At 65.4% G+C, this 16539-nt stretch carries 16 protein-coding genes; 10 read left to right on the top strand and 6 right to left on the bottom strand.

The features are described 5' to 3' along the window. Positions 1-17: 17 nt before the first annotated feature. Complete coding sequence (locus F468_RS0106620) at positions 18-281, bottom strand: hypothetical protein (RefSeq protein ID WP_018994794.1); 264 nt, start codon at positions 279-281, stop codon at positions 18-20. Positions 282-306: 25 nt separating this feature from the next. Continuing rightward, entirely contained in the window at positions 307-522 is a 216-nt protein-coding gene (locus F468_RS0106615) for a CsbD family protein (protein WP_018138484.1), read from the bottom strand. Positions 523-727: 205 nt separating this feature from the next. Here F468_RS0106615 and F468_RS14140 point away from each other — a divergent pair, with 205 nt between their 5' ends. Beyond that, complete coding sequence (locus tag F468_RS14140; protein WP_012983227.1) at positions 728-892, top strand: DUF1328 domain-containing protein; 165 nt, start codon at positions 728-730, stop codon at positions 890-892. Between the two features lie 48 nt (positions 893-940). Here the strand turns inward: F468_RS14140 and F468_RS0106605 are convergent, their stop codons facing one another. Next, positions 941-1693: a Crp/Fnr family transcriptional regulator gene (locus F468_RS0106605; RefSeq protein WP_018994793.1), complete on the bottom strand. Its 753-nt coding sequence runs from the start codon at positions 1691-1693 to the stop codon at positions 941-943. Positions 1694-1883: 190 nt separating this feature from the next. Here F468_RS0106605 and F468_RS0106600 point away from each other — a divergent pair, with 190 nt between their 5' ends. From F468_RS0106600 to F468_RS0106570, 7 genes are all read left to right on the top strand, one after another. Further along, positions 1884-3761 (top strand): DUF294 nucleotidyltransferase-like domain-containing protein, encoded by a 1878-nt coding sequence (locus tag F468_RS0106600; protein ID WP_018994792.1) that lies wholly within the window; start codon positions 1884-1886, stop codon positions 3759-3761. Positions 3762-3816: 55 nt separating this feature from the next. Further along, positions 3817-4080 (top strand): DUF4212 domain-containing protein, encoded by a 264-nt coding sequence (locus F468_RS0106595; protein ID WP_018138481.1) that lies wholly within the window; start codon positions 3817-3819, stop codon positions 4078-4080. Positions 4081-4087: 7 nt separating this feature from the next. Further along, positions 4088-5866: a sodium:solute symporter family protein gene (locus F468_RS0106590; protein ID WP_018138480.1), complete on the top strand. Its 1779-nt coding sequence runs from the start codon at positions 4088-4090 to the stop codon at positions 5864-5866. Positions 5867-6100: 234 nt separating this feature from the next. Next, entirely contained in the window at positions 6101-7948 is a 1848-nt protein-coding gene (locus F468_RS0106585) for a putative nucleotidyltransferase substrate binding domain-containing protein (RefSeq protein WP_018138479.1), read from the top strand. Between the two features lie 190 nt (positions 7949-8138). Further along, the gene (locus F468_RS0106580; RefSeq protein ID WP_018138478.1) at positions 8139-8729 is read left to right on the top strand and encodes an exonuclease domain-containing protein; all 591 of its coding nucleotides are present in this window, start codon (positions 8139-8141) and stop codon (positions 8727-8729) included. Positions 8730-8820: 91 nt separating this feature from the next. Next, positions 8821-10779, top strand: a complete 1959-nt coding sequence (acs, locus tag F468_RS0106575; RefSeq protein ID WP_018138477.1) for an acetate--CoA ligase — start codon at positions 8821-8823, stop codon at positions 10777-10779. Positions 10780-10959: 180 nt separating this feature from the next. After that, positions 10960-11337: a winged helix-turn-helix domain-containing protein gene (locus F468_RS0106570; RefSeq protein ID WP_018138476.1), complete on the top strand. Its 378-nt coding sequence runs from the start codon at positions 10960-10962 to the stop codon at positions 11335-11337. Here F468_RS0106570 and F468_RS0106565 read toward each other — a convergent pair. Together F468_RS0106565 and F468_RS0106560 are read right to left on the bottom strand one after the other, a co-directional pair. Beyond that, positions 11334-14669, bottom strand: coding sequence for a GGDEF domain-containing phosphodiesterase (locus tag F468_RS0106565; RefSeq protein WP_018138475.1), 3336 nt, complete (start codon positions 14667-14669; stop codon positions 11334-11336). The two genes, F468_RS0106570 and F468_RS0106565, sit on opposite strands and share 4 nt — an antisense overlap. A gap of 234 nt (positions 14670-14903) precedes the next feature. Continuing rightward, a complete protein-coding gene (locus F468_RS0106560; protein WP_018138474.1) occupies positions 14904-15404 on the bottom strand; it encodes a DUF302 domain-containing protein in 501 nt (166 codons plus the stop codon). A gap of 219 nt (positions 15405-15623) precedes the next feature. Here F468_RS0106560 and F468_RS0106555 point away from each other — a divergent pair, with 219 nt between their 5' ends. Further along, entirely contained in the window at positions 15624-15848 is a 225-nt protein-coding gene (locus F468_RS0106555) for a hypothetical protein (protein ID WP_018138473.1), read from the top strand. Positions 15849-15892: 44 nt separating this feature from the next. Further along, a complete protein-coding gene (locus F468_RS0106550) occupies positions 15893-16096 on the top strand; it encodes a hypothetical protein (RefSeq protein WP_018138472.1) in 204 nt (67 codons plus the stop codon). A 45-nt stretch (positions 16097-16141) separates the two neighbouring features. Here the strand turns inward: F468_RS0106550 and F468_RS0106545 are convergent, their stop codons facing one another. After that, positions 16142-16477 carry an STAS domain-containing protein gene (locus tag F468_RS0106545; protein WP_018138471.1) on the bottom strand — a complete coding sequence of 112 codons (336 nt, stop codon included), beginning with the start codon at positions 16475-16477 and terminating at the stop codon, positions 16142-16144. Between the last annotated feature and the right edge of the window lie 62 nt (positions 16478-16539).

Raw genomic sequence — 16539 nt, 5'->3', positions numbered from 1 at the left:
GTTCAAACGCCTACGGACTAATCGAAACGAATAGGGTTTCCGTCCCGGTGCTCGTCATAGTACTCGTCTCCGTATTGCTCCTCGTTTTCTTCTTCCTCACGCTGGATTTCGTCTTCGTCCTCACGCTGATCTTCGATCCAGCCGCGTGCCTCATCGCCCGATTCTTCAACGGCATCCACGGCGTCTTCTACCGTTTCTTCGAACGTTGCACCGGCATCATCCGCCGTATCCGAATCGGAACAGGCCGACAAAAACAGCAGGCCTGCCGCAGCCAGCCCCATCGCCACCCAACGAACAGCCGGGGTCTCAGGAGTCTTCTTCATTACGCACCTCGTCCATCAGTTCGTTGATCTTAGCGGCAATCTTTTCCTGGCTATCACCGTATTTCTCGCGAACCCGCGCGGCCAGCTCGTCCATATTGCCCTCGGCCTCGACTACCTCGTCATCGGTCAGGCGGCCCCATTCCTGTTTCAGCCGCGCCTTGAATCGTTCGCTGCGCCCCAGCATCTGATCTTTGTTCATACATTTTCCCTTTGTTGAATGCGTCTGCATCACGCGGGCGGTAAAGCCTGAACAGACCGGATAACGATGGCATTAACCTGAAGCAAAAAGCTCCCCGGAAACGGGAAAAATGAGAACCGAGACACCCTGCGGGCGCTGGACCGCGCAAAAGCGCGGACCATGCCCTACACTTCAGGCGCGATTACAGCCAAAAAAGGAGTGGACGATGCTGGGATGGGCACTGATGTTCTTGATCGTCGGAATCGTAGCCGGCGTGCTGGGCCTGAGCGGGATCGCGGGCGCAGCGACCAATATTGCATGGATTCTTTTCGTGGTGGGCCTGATCCTGGCGGTCATCTTCTTCATCACGGGACGACGCCCCCCGCTATAGACGTCTTTCTGGCACTGCAATCGCCCGGCCTTGAGCCGGGCGATTGCTTTATGAGGCTTCCTCCGCGCAACCGAGGCTTGCGCTTTTCACCCAGTTGGCTTCGCAGTCCAGATAGGCCTGGTGGAATCCGGAGAAGCGTACCAGTCCGTCCATATCCTTGATTCGGATGGCTCCGTCTTCCGTGCTAATGAGGTCCCGCTTGCGCAGCTGGCTGAACGATCGACTCACATGCACCGCGGACATGCCCAGCGCATCCCCGAGCACGCTCTGATTCATCGGGAGCCGTACCTCCTCGGACGGACGCTGCAGGCGCACTTTCATCTCGAGGAGAAAATGCGCGAGGCGCTCGGCCGCGGGCCGGCGGCCGATGTTGATGATGCGCTCCACCAGCATCGACTGTTCGCGCGCCAGGATCAGAAAGAACAGTGAAGCCAGACGCGGGGCCTGCTCGAACACCTCGGTCAACTGACGGCGGGGAAACGGGCAGGCCTCGATGTCCGTCAGCGCGACGAAGTCCGAGCGCGCCTCGTTGAACCCCATCTCGCGCAAGCCCAGGATTTGCCCCGGCAGGAAGATGTCCAGGACCTGACGCCGCCCATCGGCCAGGTCGCGTACCGCACAGGCCCAACCAGAACGCAACGTGTAGAAACGCTCGGCCTCCTCGCCAGCCGCACACAGGCAGGTCTGGGCGGCGTAACGCTTCGGGTCCTTCTCCAGTTGCAACAACAGGGCCTTCTCCTCGGGCACGAGGTCTGCAAACTGGTCAATCTGCTCGAGGATGCAACCTTGCGATACAGGCATCGCGGGCTCCTTTGTCTTCGCAAAAAGCGTTCATGTCACGCATCGAAACACCAGCGTTACCTTGCGTAACACCCGCAAGAAAGTCGTACATCCAAACGACTGATTCCCAATACTGTCCACTTATGGCGTGCTTTTTGCAGGTTGAAGGCCATTCTGTGATCCCGTTCACCCAGGGGAATGCGCCACCGCCATGACCGACGCGCTCGACAGCACCCGCGAGTTCCTCAGCGCCCACGCCCCGTTCGATCAGCTCGAACCCGACGCGCTGGAGTTCCTCGTACCGCGTCTGGAGAGTCGCTTCTACGCGCGCGGGGCCCGCATCACGGATCCCGATGCCGGACCGGCGCGCCGCTTTCACATCATCCGCCAGGGGCGTATCCGTGGCGAGACCCCCAGCGAAGACGAGCAACTCTCGGGCAAGGCGTGGGAACTGATCCCCGGCGAGTGTTTTCCGATCGGCGCCCTGCTCGGTCGCCGGGCCGTTCATACGGTACACCGAGCGGCCGAGGACACGGTATGCCTGGAGCTGGACCTGGAGGACTTCGACCGGCTGCGCACGCGCTCCCGCATCTTCAATGACTTCTGCACGCGACGGCTGGCCAACCTGCTGGACCGCCTGCAACAGGGCCTCGACACCCTGTCCAGCCGTGACGGCGGCGCAGCCGGGCAATTGAATACCCCGCTCGCGCTGCGCATTGCCCGCGTCCCGGTGACCTGCCGTCCCGACACACACCTGCGCGAGGTGCTGACCACCATGCGCGACGAGCGCGTGGGCTCCGTGGTCGCGGTGGACGCCGAACAACGACCGGTGGGCATCTTCACCCTGCGGGACCTGCTGGCACGGGTCGCCCTGAAGGATGTCGACCTCGACACCCCGCTGGACGCGGTGATGACGCCCGAACCGGTCGCCCTGGAGGAAAGCGCGCCGGGCTTCGAGGGCATCGAGGCGATGACCGAACACGGGATGACGCATCTGTGCGTGGTACGCGACGGCCGCCTGGTCGGCGTGCTCGGCGAACGCGACCTGCTCACCAGTCAGCCCCTGACCCTGGACGGCCTGGTGCGCGAGATTCGCCGCGCCGACAGCGTGGCGGCCATTGCCGAACGGCTGCGCCAGGTCCCGCGCCTGATCGAGGCGGTCGTCGGCCAGGGGGCCGAGGCGGATCAGGTGCTGCGCCTGATCACGCGCCTGAACGAGCACGCCACGCGCCGCGTGCTGGCCCTGCTGCGCCCCCAATACGAGGCGATCGAAGGGATCGATTTCACCTGGCTGGCCTTCGGCTCCCAGGCGCGCGAGGAACAGGCCCTGGTCACCGACCAGGACAACGGCATCCTGTTCGATGCCGAGGCCGGCGATGCGGATGCGGTCCGCGAGCGCCTGCTGCCCTACGCCCGGGCCGTGAACGAGGCACTCGCCGAGTGCGGCTTCATGCTGTGCCCCGGCAACATCATGGCGGGCAATCCGGAGTGCTGCCTGAGCGGCCCGGAGTGGGATCGGCGCTTTACCCGCTGGATCGAGCAGGGCACGCCCGATCACCTGCTCAAGAGCACCATCTTCTTCGACCTGCGCGCGGTGGATGGCGACCACGGCCCGGTAGAGGCCCTGCGCACCCAGCTGCTGCAAAAGACCGCCTACAACAGCCGCTTCCGCCGCCAGATGGCGGCCAACCAGCAGGCCTTTCGCCCGCCGCTGGGGCTGTTCGGCGAGATCAAGAGCGGTGCGGACGGCATCGACATCAAGAAGCAGGGGCTGACCCCGTTCGTGGATGCGGCACGCGTGATCGCGCTGGCCGCCGAACTGCCAGCCACCCGCACCCACGAGCGTCTCGACCAGGCCGTTACCGCGGAGGTGATGCGCGAATCCGACGCGCGCGACTATCACGCCGCCCTGCGCTATCTGCAGATGCTGCGCCTGCGGGCCCAGCAAAAGGCGCTGCGAGAAGGACGCGACGACGACAACCGAATCCGGCCGGAGGAACTGGGCACCCTTGAGGGACGCATCCTCAAGGAATCCTTCCGGCAGGCCCGCAAGCTGCAAGGCCAGCTTGAAGTGCAGTACCAGCTGTGACGAATCGCATAGACGAGTCACAGCGAACAATAAAACCTATGAGAGGAGCTACGTCATGTCACAAGAAGACCTGAGCCGGCAGGCCTACTGGCGCGAGCATCTGCGCCTGTTGGCAATCTGCCTTGCCGTCTGGTTTCTCGTGTCCTTCGGGCTGGGGATCATTCTGGCCGCACCGCTGAACGCGTTCTCGATCGGCGGGTATCCGCTGGGCTTCTGGTTCGCCCAGCAGGGCGCGATCTACACCTTCATCATCCTGATCTTCGTTTATGCCTGGCGCATGAACGTCCTGGATCGCAAGTACAACGTCCACGAGGAGTAAGCCTGTCATGGATCAACAGACTCTAAGCCTGCTCGTGGTCGGGGCGACCTTCGCCCTGTACATCGGCATCGCCATCTGGGCGCGCGCCGGTTCGACCAGCGAGTTCTATGTCGCCGGCCGCGGTGTCAATCCCATCGCCAACGGGATGGCCACCGCTGCGGACTGGATGTCCGCCGCGTCGTTCATCTCCATGGCCGGCCTGATCGCGTTCCTCGGCTTTACCGGGGGCGCCTACCTGATGGGCTGGACCGGCGGCTACGTGCTGATGGCCCTGCTGCTGGCCCCGTACCTGCGCAAGTTCGGCAAGTTCACGGTGCCGGAATTCATCGGTGACCGGTTCTACTCGAAGGTCGCGCGTGTGGTGGCAGTCATCTCGCTGCTCGCGATGTCCATCACCTACGTGATCGGGCAGATGCGTGGTGTGGGGATCGCGTTCTCCAACATCCTTGAAGTGCCGCTGGCCATTGGCCTGGTATCGGGCATGGCGGTGGTGTTCATCTACGCGGTGCTCGGCGGGATGAAGGGGATTACCTACACCCAGATCGCACAGTACGTGATCATGATCTTCGCCTACACGGTGCCCGCGGTCTTCATCTCGCTGACGCTCACCGGCCAGGTGTTCCCGCAGATCGGCCTGGGTTCCACCCTGCAGGGTCAGGACACCTACCTGCTGGAGGCCCTGGACCAGACGATGGTGGATCTTGGCTTCACCATGTACTCGGCCACCGAGGGCGGCATGAGCATGCTCAACATGTTCCTGCTGACGATGGCGCTGATGATCGGTACCGCCGGTCTGCCGCACGTGATCATCCGGTTCTTTACCGTGCCGCGTGTGCGCGATGCGCGTAAGTCCGCCGGCTGGGCGCTGGTCTTCATCGGCATCCTCTACACCACCGCCCCGGCGGTCGGTGCGATGGCGATCTGGAACCTCGTCAACACCGTGCATCCGGGCGAGATCGGCACCGAAGAAGGCCACCTGGCCTACGAGGACAAGCCGGCCTGGATGGAGCGCTGGGAACAGACCGGTCTGCTCGCGTTCGAGGACAAGAACGAAGACGGCCGCATCCAGTACTACAACGAGGACAACGAAGAGTTCGCCGCGATGGCGGAAGAGGAATACGGCTGGGAAGGCTCCGAGATCGTGACCCTCGACCGCGACATCATGGTGCTGGCCAACCCCGAGATCGCCGGTCTTCCGGGCTGGGTGATCGCGCTGGTGGCGGCCGGTGGTATCGCGGCGGCCCTGTCGACCGCGGCCGGGCTGTTGCTGGCCATCTCGTCGGCCATCTCGCATGACTTGCTGAAGGGCGTATTCATGCCTCGAATCAGCGAGAAAAACGAGCTGATGGCGGGACGTATCGCCATGGCAGGCGCAATCTTGTTCGCCGGATATCTGGGGTTGAATCCACCGGGCTTTGCGGCCGAGGTGGTAGCACTAGCCTTCGGTCTGGCCGCGGCCTCGCTGTTCCCGACCCTGATGATGGGCATCTTCATGAAGAAGATGAACAAGGAAGGCGCGATCGCCGGCATGCTGGTCGGTCTGGTGACCACCCTGCTGTACATCTTTACCTACAAGGGGTGGTTCTTCTTCTCCGGCACCGCCATGCTCCCGGATACCGAGGAGTACTGGCTGTTCGGCGTGAACCCGACAGGCTTCGGCGCCATTGGTGCGGTGTTCAACTTCGTCGCGGCCTACATCGTGATGAAGCTGACCAAGGAGCCGCCGCAGCATATCCAGGAGCTGGTGGAAAGCGTGCGTGTCCCGCGCACCGACAACCCGAGCTGATGTCGTGCCCGGTCATGCCGGCGGCATGACCGGGCCTCTCGGCCCACCATGAATGGAAATGCATGACGAACGTCCATGCAAGAAAGGGGGATCCGGTTCCCCCGGGGGTCGGCCCGGCGCATGCCGGGTCGGCCTTTTTTCCTTCGGGATAATTCTCCAGTACCCGGCAGAGGCACTGGAGAATTGCTCTGACCCCACCACCCACGCCGCGAACGAAGGTTGCCTGGTACGCACATGAACGGTGAACTGGAAGAGATTCGCGAGTTCCTCGAACGCTGCCCGGAGCTCGCACGACTGCCGTCCGAAACCCGTACCAGCCTCGTTCGGCGCCTGACGCTGCGCTACCTGCGCGAAGACAGCCCGTTCCCGCCCGAAGATGCGCCCCCCGGCGAGCTGTGGATCGTGCGCACCGGGGCCGCCGAACTGTACGACGCCCAGGACCAGCTCCAGGACCGTCTGGGCGAGGGCGACCTGCTCAACACCGCCCACACCGACCACCTGCACGGCCGCATCACCGAGGATGCCCTGATCTACCAGCTCGAGGCCGGTCGTGCCCGCGATCTCGCCGGCCGGGACGAGGCCTTCCGCGAGTTTGTCGATCTCGGCACCGACCGCCTGCGGGCGCCAGCCGCGACCTCGCCGGCGGGCGAGCGCAGCCTGCTGACCACCCCCGTGCGTGCCCTGATGACGCCACGACCCATCATGTCGCCCACCAGCCTCACCCTGCGCGAGGCGGCCCAGCGCATGACCGAGGCGGACATCTCCGCCCTGCTGCTGCACGAGCCCGGAATGGAAGACATCCCCGTGGGCATCCTGACCGACACCGACCTGCGCCATGCCCTGGCCGCCGGCACCGACCCCGGATGCCGCGTGGCCGAATGCATGGCCCGGCCGGTCGCCTCGGTCAGCCGCGACACCCCGGCCTTCGATGCTCTCCTGCGCATGGCGCGGCGGGACATCCACCACCTGCCGGTCACCGATGGCGAGAACGGCCCGCTGGTCGGGATCCTCTCCAGCACCGACCTGATCCGACATCAGGGCACCAGCGCGGTCTACCTGGTACGCGATCTGCGCCGCGCCGACGGCCTCGACGGCCTGCGTGACGTGATGCGCGCCCTGCCCAGCCTTCAGGTGCAACTGGTCGAGGCCGGGGCCGATGCGACCCAGATCGGCCAGACCATCACCACGGTGATCGACACCCTCACGCAGTGCCTGATCGAACAGGCGGAAGAGAAGCTCGGCCCCGCGCCAACCGCCTACGCCTGGCTGGCCAGCGGCAGTCAGGGGCGGCACGAACAGACGGTGCATACCGATCAGGACACGGCGCTGGTTTGCGACGATGCGGCACCCCCCGATGCCGACGCCTGGTTCCAGCGCCTGGCCAACGAGGTCGGCGAAGGCCTGGCAGCCTGCGGCATCCGCCGTTGTCCGGGCGATGTCGACCCAAGCCAGCCCCACTGGCGCCGTTCGACCAGCGACTGGGAGCGCGAGATTCGACGGGTGTTGAGCCACCCCTCACCGCGCGATGCGATGCTCGCCACCCATTACCTCGATCTGCGCGTGATCCATGGCCCGACCCGCCTGTTCGAGCCCATGCGCCACGCGGTCCTGGAACAGGGCTATCGCAGCGAAGCGGTATTGAGCACGCTCGCCGACCAGGCACGGGAGCTGCGCCCGCCGCTCGGATTCTTTCGCCAGTTCGTACTCGAGCGCGGGGGCGAACACGCCGACACCCTGGACCTGAAGATGCGCGGCCTGATGCCGATCGTCGCTCTGGCCCGGGTGTTTGCCCTGCGCGCCGGGTCGGACGCCCGTGGCACGGTCGAGCGACTGCGGGCCGCTCGCCACGCGGGTGTTTTGTCGGAGGGCACAGGCGCCGACCTGATCGACGCCTGGCAGTTCATCGCCACGCTGCGCGCGCGCCTGCAGGCCGAGCAGATCCGGCGCGGGTCCGCCCCCGACAACGCCCTGCCCCCGAACGAGCTGTCCGGGCTGGAGCGCAGCCACCTGAAAAACGCATTTCGTCTGGTGGCCCATGCGCAGAAGGCCGCCCTGGCTCAGGCCGAGCGGGTACACGGGTGACTAGCCCTGTGTGTCGAATTCCTCCCCGGCTTGAGGCCTCCTGATGCCCTGCCCACGGCCGGAGGACACCCCATGGATGCGCCCCATCGGGCACTGGCGTTTTTGCCGGGACCGCCAGCGAGCAGCGCGACACGCCCCGGCAGGGGCCCTGCGGGCCTGCCTGGAGTCACCCCTGCCCTCCGCCCGGCACGTGGTGGCGGGCTGTCGCTTTCTCGCGGTGGATCTCGAAACCACGGGGCTCGACCCGGAGCACGATGCGATCCTGAGCATCGGCTGGGTCGCGATGGACGGTGTACGGATCGACCTGGCGACCGCCGATCAGCGGCTAGTGCGCGCGGATTGCCCGGTGCCGGAACAAAGCGCGGTCATCCACCGCATCACCGACCGCGAGGCCGCCGGAGGGGGCACCGTCGACAACGCCCTGGACGCGTTGTTCGAGGCGCTGCAGGGACGCATCCTGGTCGCCCATCACGCCGCACTGGAGCTCGGCTTTCTGGAGGAGGCGTGCCAACGTCTGTACGGCGTGCGTCCCCCACTCCCGGTGGTAGACACCCTGCGCCTGGCCGAGCGCCAGCTGCGCCGTGCAGGACGCCCCATCCCGGCAGATGGCATGCGCCTGCACACCCTGCGCACACGCTACAATCTGCCGCAGTACCGTGCGCACGATGCACTGTTCGACGCGCTGGCCGCGGGCGAGCTGTTCGCCGCCCTGGTCAGCCAGCTTTCCCCGGACGCGCAGGTCCCGCTGGCGCGCGTACTGTTCCGTCCCGGCTGGTTCTGAAAGCACGGATCCCGACGGTCGGCATGCTATCCTCAGCCCCCAAAATGCCACGAATTGATCACGATTCCCGAACTGAATCACGGAGGCCCTGATGAGCGACACCATCGAGTCCACGCTGCACGAGACCCGTCACTTCGCGCCGCCGGCGGAGTTCACGAAGAACGCCCGTCTGAAGCCCGAGGATCTCGAGGCCCTGTACAAGAAGGCCGATGCCGACTACGAGGGCTTCTGGTGCGACCTCGCGCGCGAGAAGATCGACTGGCAGACCGAGTTCACCGAAGGCCTGGACAGCTCGAACGCCCCCCACTACCGCTGGTTCGCCGACGGGCGCATGAACGTGTCCTACAACTGCATCGACCGCCATCTGGAGGTCCGCGGCGACAAGACCGCAATCATCTTCGAGGCGGAGAACGGCGAGACCCGCAACCTGACCTACCGCGACCTCTACAACGAGGTCGGGAAGCTCGCCAACGCGCTCAAGACCATGGATGTGGAAAAGGGCGACCGGGTGATCATCTACATGCCGATGAACGCCGAGGCCGTGATCGCCATGCAGGCCTGCGCCCGCATCGGCGCGATCCACTCGGTGGTCTTCGGGGGCTTCTCCGCCGATGCCCTGCGTGACCGCATCGTCGACTCCGGCGCAAAGCTGGTCATCACGGCGGATGGTGGCGTGCGCGGTGGCAAGACCGTGGCACTCAAGGCCAACGTCGACAAGGCGCTGGACTCCAATCCGGCCGACGTCGAGAAGGTCATCGTCTGCAAGCGGGCCGGCAACGACGTGACCATGCAGGACGAGCGCGACGTCTGGTGGGACGACGCCGTGGACGGCGAGTCGGTGGACTGCGAGCCGGAGTGGGTCGAGTCCGAGCACCCCCTGTTCCTGCTCTATACCTCCGGCTCCACCGGCAAGCCGAAGGGCATCCAGCACTCCAGTGCCGGCTACCTGCTGGGCGCGATCATCACCAACCAGTGGGTGTTCGACCTGCAGGGCGACGACGTCTACTGGTGCACCGCCGATGTCGGCTGGATCACCGGCCATACCTACGTCGCCTACGGCCCGCTGGCGGTCGGCGCGACGCAGGTCGTCTACGAGGGCGTGCCGACCGTGCCCGACGCCGGGCGCTGGTGGAAGATGTGCCAGGACCACGGCGTGACCGTGTTCTACACCGCCCCAACGGCGATCCGCGCGCTGATGAAGGCCGGCGACGATTTCCCTGCCCAGCACGACCTTTCGAAGCTGCGTCTGCTGGGTACGGTCGGCGAGCCGATCAACCCGGAGGCCTGGATGTGGTACTACCGCGTGGTCGGCGGCGAACGCTGCCCGGTGGTCGACACCTGGTGGCAGACCGAGACCGGCGCCAACATGATCGCGCCGATCCCCGGCTCCACCACCCTGGTGCCCGGATCCTGCACCCAGGCCCTGCCCGGCGTCGACGCCGATGTCGTCGACGAGAATGGCAACAGCCTGCCGGCCGACCAGGGTGGCTACCTCGTGATCAAGAAGCCGTGGCCCTCGATGCTGCGCACCGTTTGGGGCGACGATCAGCGCTACAAGGACACCTACTGGCCCAAATTTGGCGGCAAGTACTACCTGGCCGGCGACTCCGCCCGCCGCGATTCCGAAGGCAACTTCTGGATCATGGGCCGCATCGACGACGTGCTGAACGTCTCCGGACATCGCCTCGGAACCATGGAGGTCGAATCCGCACTGGTCGCGCACAAGGCCGTGGCCGAGGCCGCCGTGGTCGGACGTCCGCACGACGTGAAGGGCGAGTCCATCGTGGCCTTCGTGATCATGCACGGCGACCGTCCCACGGGCGACAGCGCGGAAAAACTGGTCAAGGAACTGCGCGACTGGGTGGCCGACCAGATCGGGCCGATCGCCAAGCCGGACGACATCCGCTTTGCCGACGGCCTGCCGAAGACCCGCTCCGGCAAGATCATGCGCCGCCTGCTGCGCTCCATCGCCAAGGGCGAAGAGATCACCTCGGATACCTCCACCCTCGAAAACGAGGCCGTGATCCCGCAGCTCCAGGGCAAGGCCTGAGTCACGGGCCGGGGCCCACCGCCCCGGCCCTGCTTTGATCTTCCTGTAGGAGGCCAGCCCTCTGGCCGATTGGGCGCCGGAAAGGGCCGATCGGCCAGAGGGCTGGCCTACTACCGTTTGTGCCTTGGCGGCGATCCCCATTCCGGGCACCATATCCGTTCCACCCGGGGCACCCAAGGCATGACGACACACCACTCCGATCACTCGCAAACCCCGCGCCTGCGCGTGCTGCTCGGCGAAGTCACGGCCATGGGTCCGGGCAAAGCCATGCTGCTGGAGGCCATCCGCGAGAAGGGCTCCATCTCGGCCGCGGCACGCAGTGTCGGCATGTCGTACCGGCGTGCCTGGGATCTGGTCGAGACGATGAACCAGAGCTTCCGTGAGCCCATGGTCGAGACGGCCAAGGGAGGCTCAGGTGGTGGCGGCGCACAAGTAACGGAGTTCGGCGAGCGGGTACTGGCGCGCTACCGGGAGATGGAAGCCCGCGCGACAGCGGCCATTCGCGAGGAGCTGGACGACTTCAGCGAATTCCTGACCGACCCAGCCCGCCCGGACTAATACTCTTCCGCCACCAACCCTTCGGCCAGCAACGTGGCAAAGCGCTCGGCGGGTAGCGGGCGGCTGGCCAGATAGCCCTGGTAGTGATCGCAGCCCAGCTCGCGCAGCGCGCCGAGCTGCTCGCGCGTCTCCACCCCCTCTGCCAGCACGCTCAGGCCCAGCCCGTGTCCCAGCGCCACGATCGCCCGCGCAATCGAGCGGTCATCAGCATCGTGCGCACCCGCCGCCAGGCCATCCACGAAGCTCTTGTCGACCTTCAGCGTATCGACCGGGAAGCGCTTGAGCTGGGCCATGGACGAATACCCAGTCCCGAAATCGTCCACCGCGAAGCTCACGCCCCGCTCGCGCAGCCGCTGGAGGATACGCCGGGCGCGTTCGGGGTCGAACATCAGTGCCGATTCCGTAATCTCCAGCTCCAGATACTTGGCCGGATAACCATGCCCCTCCAGCAGATCGGCCACCTGCTGGTCGATCGCCACCCGCTGAAACTGGAGTGCGGAGACATTCACCGCCAGGCGTACAGCCGGATAGCCGGCATCGCGCCAGGCCTGCCCCTGCGCCAGCACGCGCCGCAGCACCCAGTCGCCCAGCTCCACGATCAGGCCAGTCTGCTCCGCCACCGGAATGAAGCGTCCGGGCGATACGGGCCCCAGTTCGGGATCGGTCCAGCGCAGCAGGGCCTCGGCCCCGATCAGCACACCATCACTGACGCGATACTGCGGCTGGTAGTGAACCTCAAGGCTGTCCTGCTCGATCGCGCGCCGCAGCCGCGCATTCAGGTCGATGCGCTCGCGGGCCGCTTCAGTAAAGGCATCCGAGTAGTAGCGATAGCCGCCGCGCCCGTCTTCCTTGGCACGCGACAGCGCCGTACCGGCCTGCTGCAACAGGGTCTCGGCATCCGCCCCGTGGTCCGGGAACACCGCGATACCAATCGTCGCCGCGATCTCGATCTCGACACCATCACCGATATCCGCCGGACGCCCCACTTCGCGAAGGATGTCTTCAGCGACCAGTGCCGCATCATCCACATGGGCCAGGTTGTCCGCCAGCACGGCAAACTCGTCGCTGGCCAGGCGGGCGACCGTGTCGGTCCCCCGCCGCCCCGCCTGGAGACGATCGGCGACAATCTTCAGCAGGCGATCACCCGCGGCATGCCCTCTTGAGTCGTTGATGTCCTTAAAACGGTCAACGTCGATAATCAGTACCGCCAGCAGACCATTACGCCGCCGCATCAGCCCGATCGCCTGTGCCAGTCGAGCACGTAGCAACCGGCGGTTGGGCAGTTCCGTCAGGGGGTCGTGGTGCGCGAGAAAGTCGAGCTCGGCCTCCGAGGCCTTGAGGCGGGAGATATCCGCGAACACGGAGACATAGTGTGTCAGGCGACCCTGGTCATCGCGCACTGCCGTGATGCTTTGCAGCTCGGGGAAGATCTCGCCGGTCTTGCGCCGGTTCCAGATCTCGCCCTGCCAGTGCCCTTCGGTCTCGATCTGACGCCGCATGTTGGCGTAGAAGGCCTGGTCGTGGCGACCCGACTGGAACATCTTGGGCGTGCGCCCCACTACCTCGTCCTGGGTATATCCCATCAACTCGGTGAATGCGCCATTGACCGACAGGATATGGGCGGTGGCGTCGGTAATCACCACGCCCTCGCGGGTGTTCTCGAATACCACCGAGGCCAGCCGTCGGCGCTCCTCCTCCTCGCGCCGCTCGGTGATATCCTCGATGGTTGCGACCACGCGATCCACGGCGCCGTCGGCGGTACGCGTGCACTTCACATCGATGTCGGTGACCAGAACGCGCCCATCCCGGCGCAGCAGTCGCTTCTGGATGCTGTAACTATCCCGCTCGCCGGCCTGCATGGCCGCGTCCAGCGGCGCTTCACAGCCGCGATCCTCGGGCACCGCCAGCCGATCCCAGTCGGTCCGCACCAGTTCCTCTGGCGAGTAGCCCAGCATCTGTGCCAGGAACGGGTTGACCCGCTCCCAGCCCCTGCCGCCCGGATACGAGATCGCCATGCCCAGAAACGGCATGTCGAAGTACAACCGCAGCAGACGGTCCTGCTCGGCATGCGAATGCATCAGCTGCAAGTGATGGCGCAGCCATTGCTGACGCCAAAGCAGACCGCCCCCTGCCAGCACGACCAGCCATACAAAGAGCGTGGCCGCCCCCATCCAGATCGCCTGCTGGCGCGGAACGATCGCCAGGGGTGCGACATCTCGCTTGAGGATCAGGTCCCATCCCGGCGCCGACAGTGGCTGTACGCCCGCCAGAAAACCACCATCGGCGTCATCGAACAACGCCACGCGCACACCGTCTCGTTCCTGATCGAGCAGCTCGCTGCGCAAGCGCGCAAAGGCCTCGGGCGGGTCGATAATTCGTCCGCCCCCTGCCTCGATCCGCGCGATCGTAGCCCAGCGTGCGTCCTCCCGAGCCACTACATGCGGGTCCACGGTGCCCGCTTCCTCGCCCACGGTCAGGAGCGCCCGCAGCGTCTCGATACCGGAGGACAACACGACTACGGCAACCGCCTCGCCCTCCGGGTCCACGCGGTCCTCGACGGGGACCGCCCAGCTGATACGGGCCTCGCCCCGGGCATTCGCATGCAGATGGGGGGTGCTCACCTCGCCGCTGACCAGGGCCTCCGTCACCGCCTTGTCCACCGCGGCATGGTCCAGCGAGTTGTGCCCCACCTCGACAATCGGGCGCCAGTCGCGGTCAATCAGCGTGATGGCGTCATAGTCGTAGCGCTCGTGCATCAGTTCCAGGCGGTGACGGACCTGTTCCAACGCCAGCGCCGACTGCATCTCGACCGCGGTTCGTGCAAAGACGGAGAAGTCCCGCGCCTCGGCGAGTACCATCGCATCGCCTTCGCGCTCGGCCAGCCAGCGATCCAGCAGCCCGGCTTTCAGGAAGGCAGAGCGGTGCAACTCCTCTTGCGCCTGCCGCTGGGCCGAGGCGTACTGCACATGGTAGGTCACCAGGGTGGCCCCGATGATCGAGACAATCACGACCAGCACGAGCAATAGCCAGGGCCCGTAGCCGAAACCCCCGGGGCGCAGCGGGCTGGTGACTGCCCCCCCCTCCGGAGGGCGCGCCAGGACCCAGCGGATGGCCAGCAACAGGGCCATACCCGAGACGATCACGAACCCGAAGCCCTTCCCGAGATTCGCTACTGTCAGCGCGTCGCCGACCTGCCCACCCGACCACCAGGCCACCACCGCATCAGACAATGCAATCCACAGCAGACCCAGTACCGTGTAGGTACCGGCAATCCAGGCTGCAGGGCGCAGGGGGCTGTGTACGCGTTCATTCACGCGCAACCGCCCGTCCACGCCGTACCGCGTGACCTGCGCCAGCTTTCGTCCGGCCCCACCCTGCTCACTCGCATGCCGCTCCCAATGGTCGATCCATGCCGCACTCCGGACAGGCGACATAATCGGTAAGCGATATGCCGCTCGCGCATTATGCCCACAAAAGCGAATGGGGCACGTCCCGGACGTGCCCCATTCGCTGCTTCATCAACCGCGCCCCCGAATTCCGGGTCCGCGGGTCGAGTTGGAGGCGGATTATTCCGCTACAGTCTGCTCGATGATGGCCTCGATCTCGTTGCTGGAGAGTTCCATCACCTCCGCAATCTCGTCCGGCATCATCGGCAGGAAGGCCGGGACGTTCATCCGCGAGATAAAGACATCCCCCTGGCTGTCCTGGTAGATGCTGACGCGGCAGGGCATGAAGGCCGAGACCGGCCGAAACGCGTCTTCCTCGAGAATGCGGGCGCTGTACTCCCCGCTGCAGACGTCGATGATGACTACCGGATCCAGTGTGAAACCACGCTGCGAGAGCACACCGGACATGTAGTTCTTGTTCAGCACGCTCCAGCCGGCGTCTTTCACCTGGGCCTCGAAGGCCTCGACCGTGTCCGGGAAGGACATCGGGCTGGGCGTGACCTTGACCATGTCCGGCTGCTCGCCGCCATGGCTGCCGGCCTGGGCGGCACCGGCGAGCAGCAAACCCGCGAACAGCATCGCGAAAATCGGCAGGAACCGGGCACCGGCGCGTGATGTCATCTTTGTAAGCGTTCTGGTCATTGCAATTCTCCTGGCGTGAATCGGCACAAGCTTGTGATTAGAGGCCGCCCGGAGAGTTCCCGGAGGCTGCGGGGCCATTATTCGGGCACCGGCGCCGGAAGGTATTGACCCAGATCAACGGAATGCGACTCAGACGCGCTCCAGCCCCTGCGGGCAATGCGGACGCGATCCACGAAGCCAGACGACAAGGAGCACGACATGGAGGCCACACTGAAGGACGGGACCCTAACCCTGAAGATCGACAAGAAGACCGCCGAGAGCATCGCGGAGAACATCACCGAGCTTGAGGGCGAGATCAGCAACGGGGCGCGCGCGCTCGGCTCCGTACTGCAGCAGGGCGTCTACGAGCTGGGGAACGAATTCCGCCAGCCGCCACATGCCTTCGACGAGCACGCACCCAAGCAGCCATCGATCGAGGACTGACGCGAGCCCGCTCGTATACACACGGACCCCGCGAGGAGGACGTTATGCACCTGGAAAAGGCCGAGAACGGCGAATTGCTGATCACGATGCCGGAGGCGGAGGCCTCCGATGCCCTGGCCACGCTGAAAAAGCGCGCCGATGAACTGGACGAATGCGAGGAACTGACCGAAGCCCTCGAAGAGGCCGGGATCCAGCTGCCCGCGCAGCCCGATCACATCCGGCACGAGTACATGCCCCCGGCGGATTAATGATCCGATCTGCCACCCGGCCCGCGAGCGGGCCGGGTTTTCCCATCAGGCGTTGACCTGTTCCACGGCCCCCAGGGGATCGTCACATACCTCGAGGATGGTCAGGAACCCGCTGATCTCGAACACCTCGCGAATCGGATCCCCGATCTCGCACAGCACCAGTCTTCCACCGTTCTGCTTGACCTTCTTCGCGGTCATCAGCATCACGCGAAGGCCCGCGCTGGAGATGTAGTCGACGTCGCCAAAGCGGATGACCAGCGACGGGTGATCTTCCATCCGCTGGAACAGATGGGCCTCGAATTCGGGCGAGGTATTGCTGTCCAGACGGCCGGTCGGACTGACGACCAGCACGCCGTCGATCGTCTCTTCGTTGACTTGCATCGGTGCGCCTTGCCTTTTCGTTTGCGTTGAATAGCGGCCCCGCCCACACGCGCTACACCGCG

It is taken from the genome of Thioalkalivibrio sp. ALJ2 (assembly GCF_000378325.1).
Lineage (GTDB): Bacteria > Pseudomonadota > Gammaproteobacteria > Ectothiorhodospirales > Ectothiorhodospiraceae > Thioalkalivibrio.
This window is presented reverse-complemented; position numbering and strand designations above follow the sequence as displayed.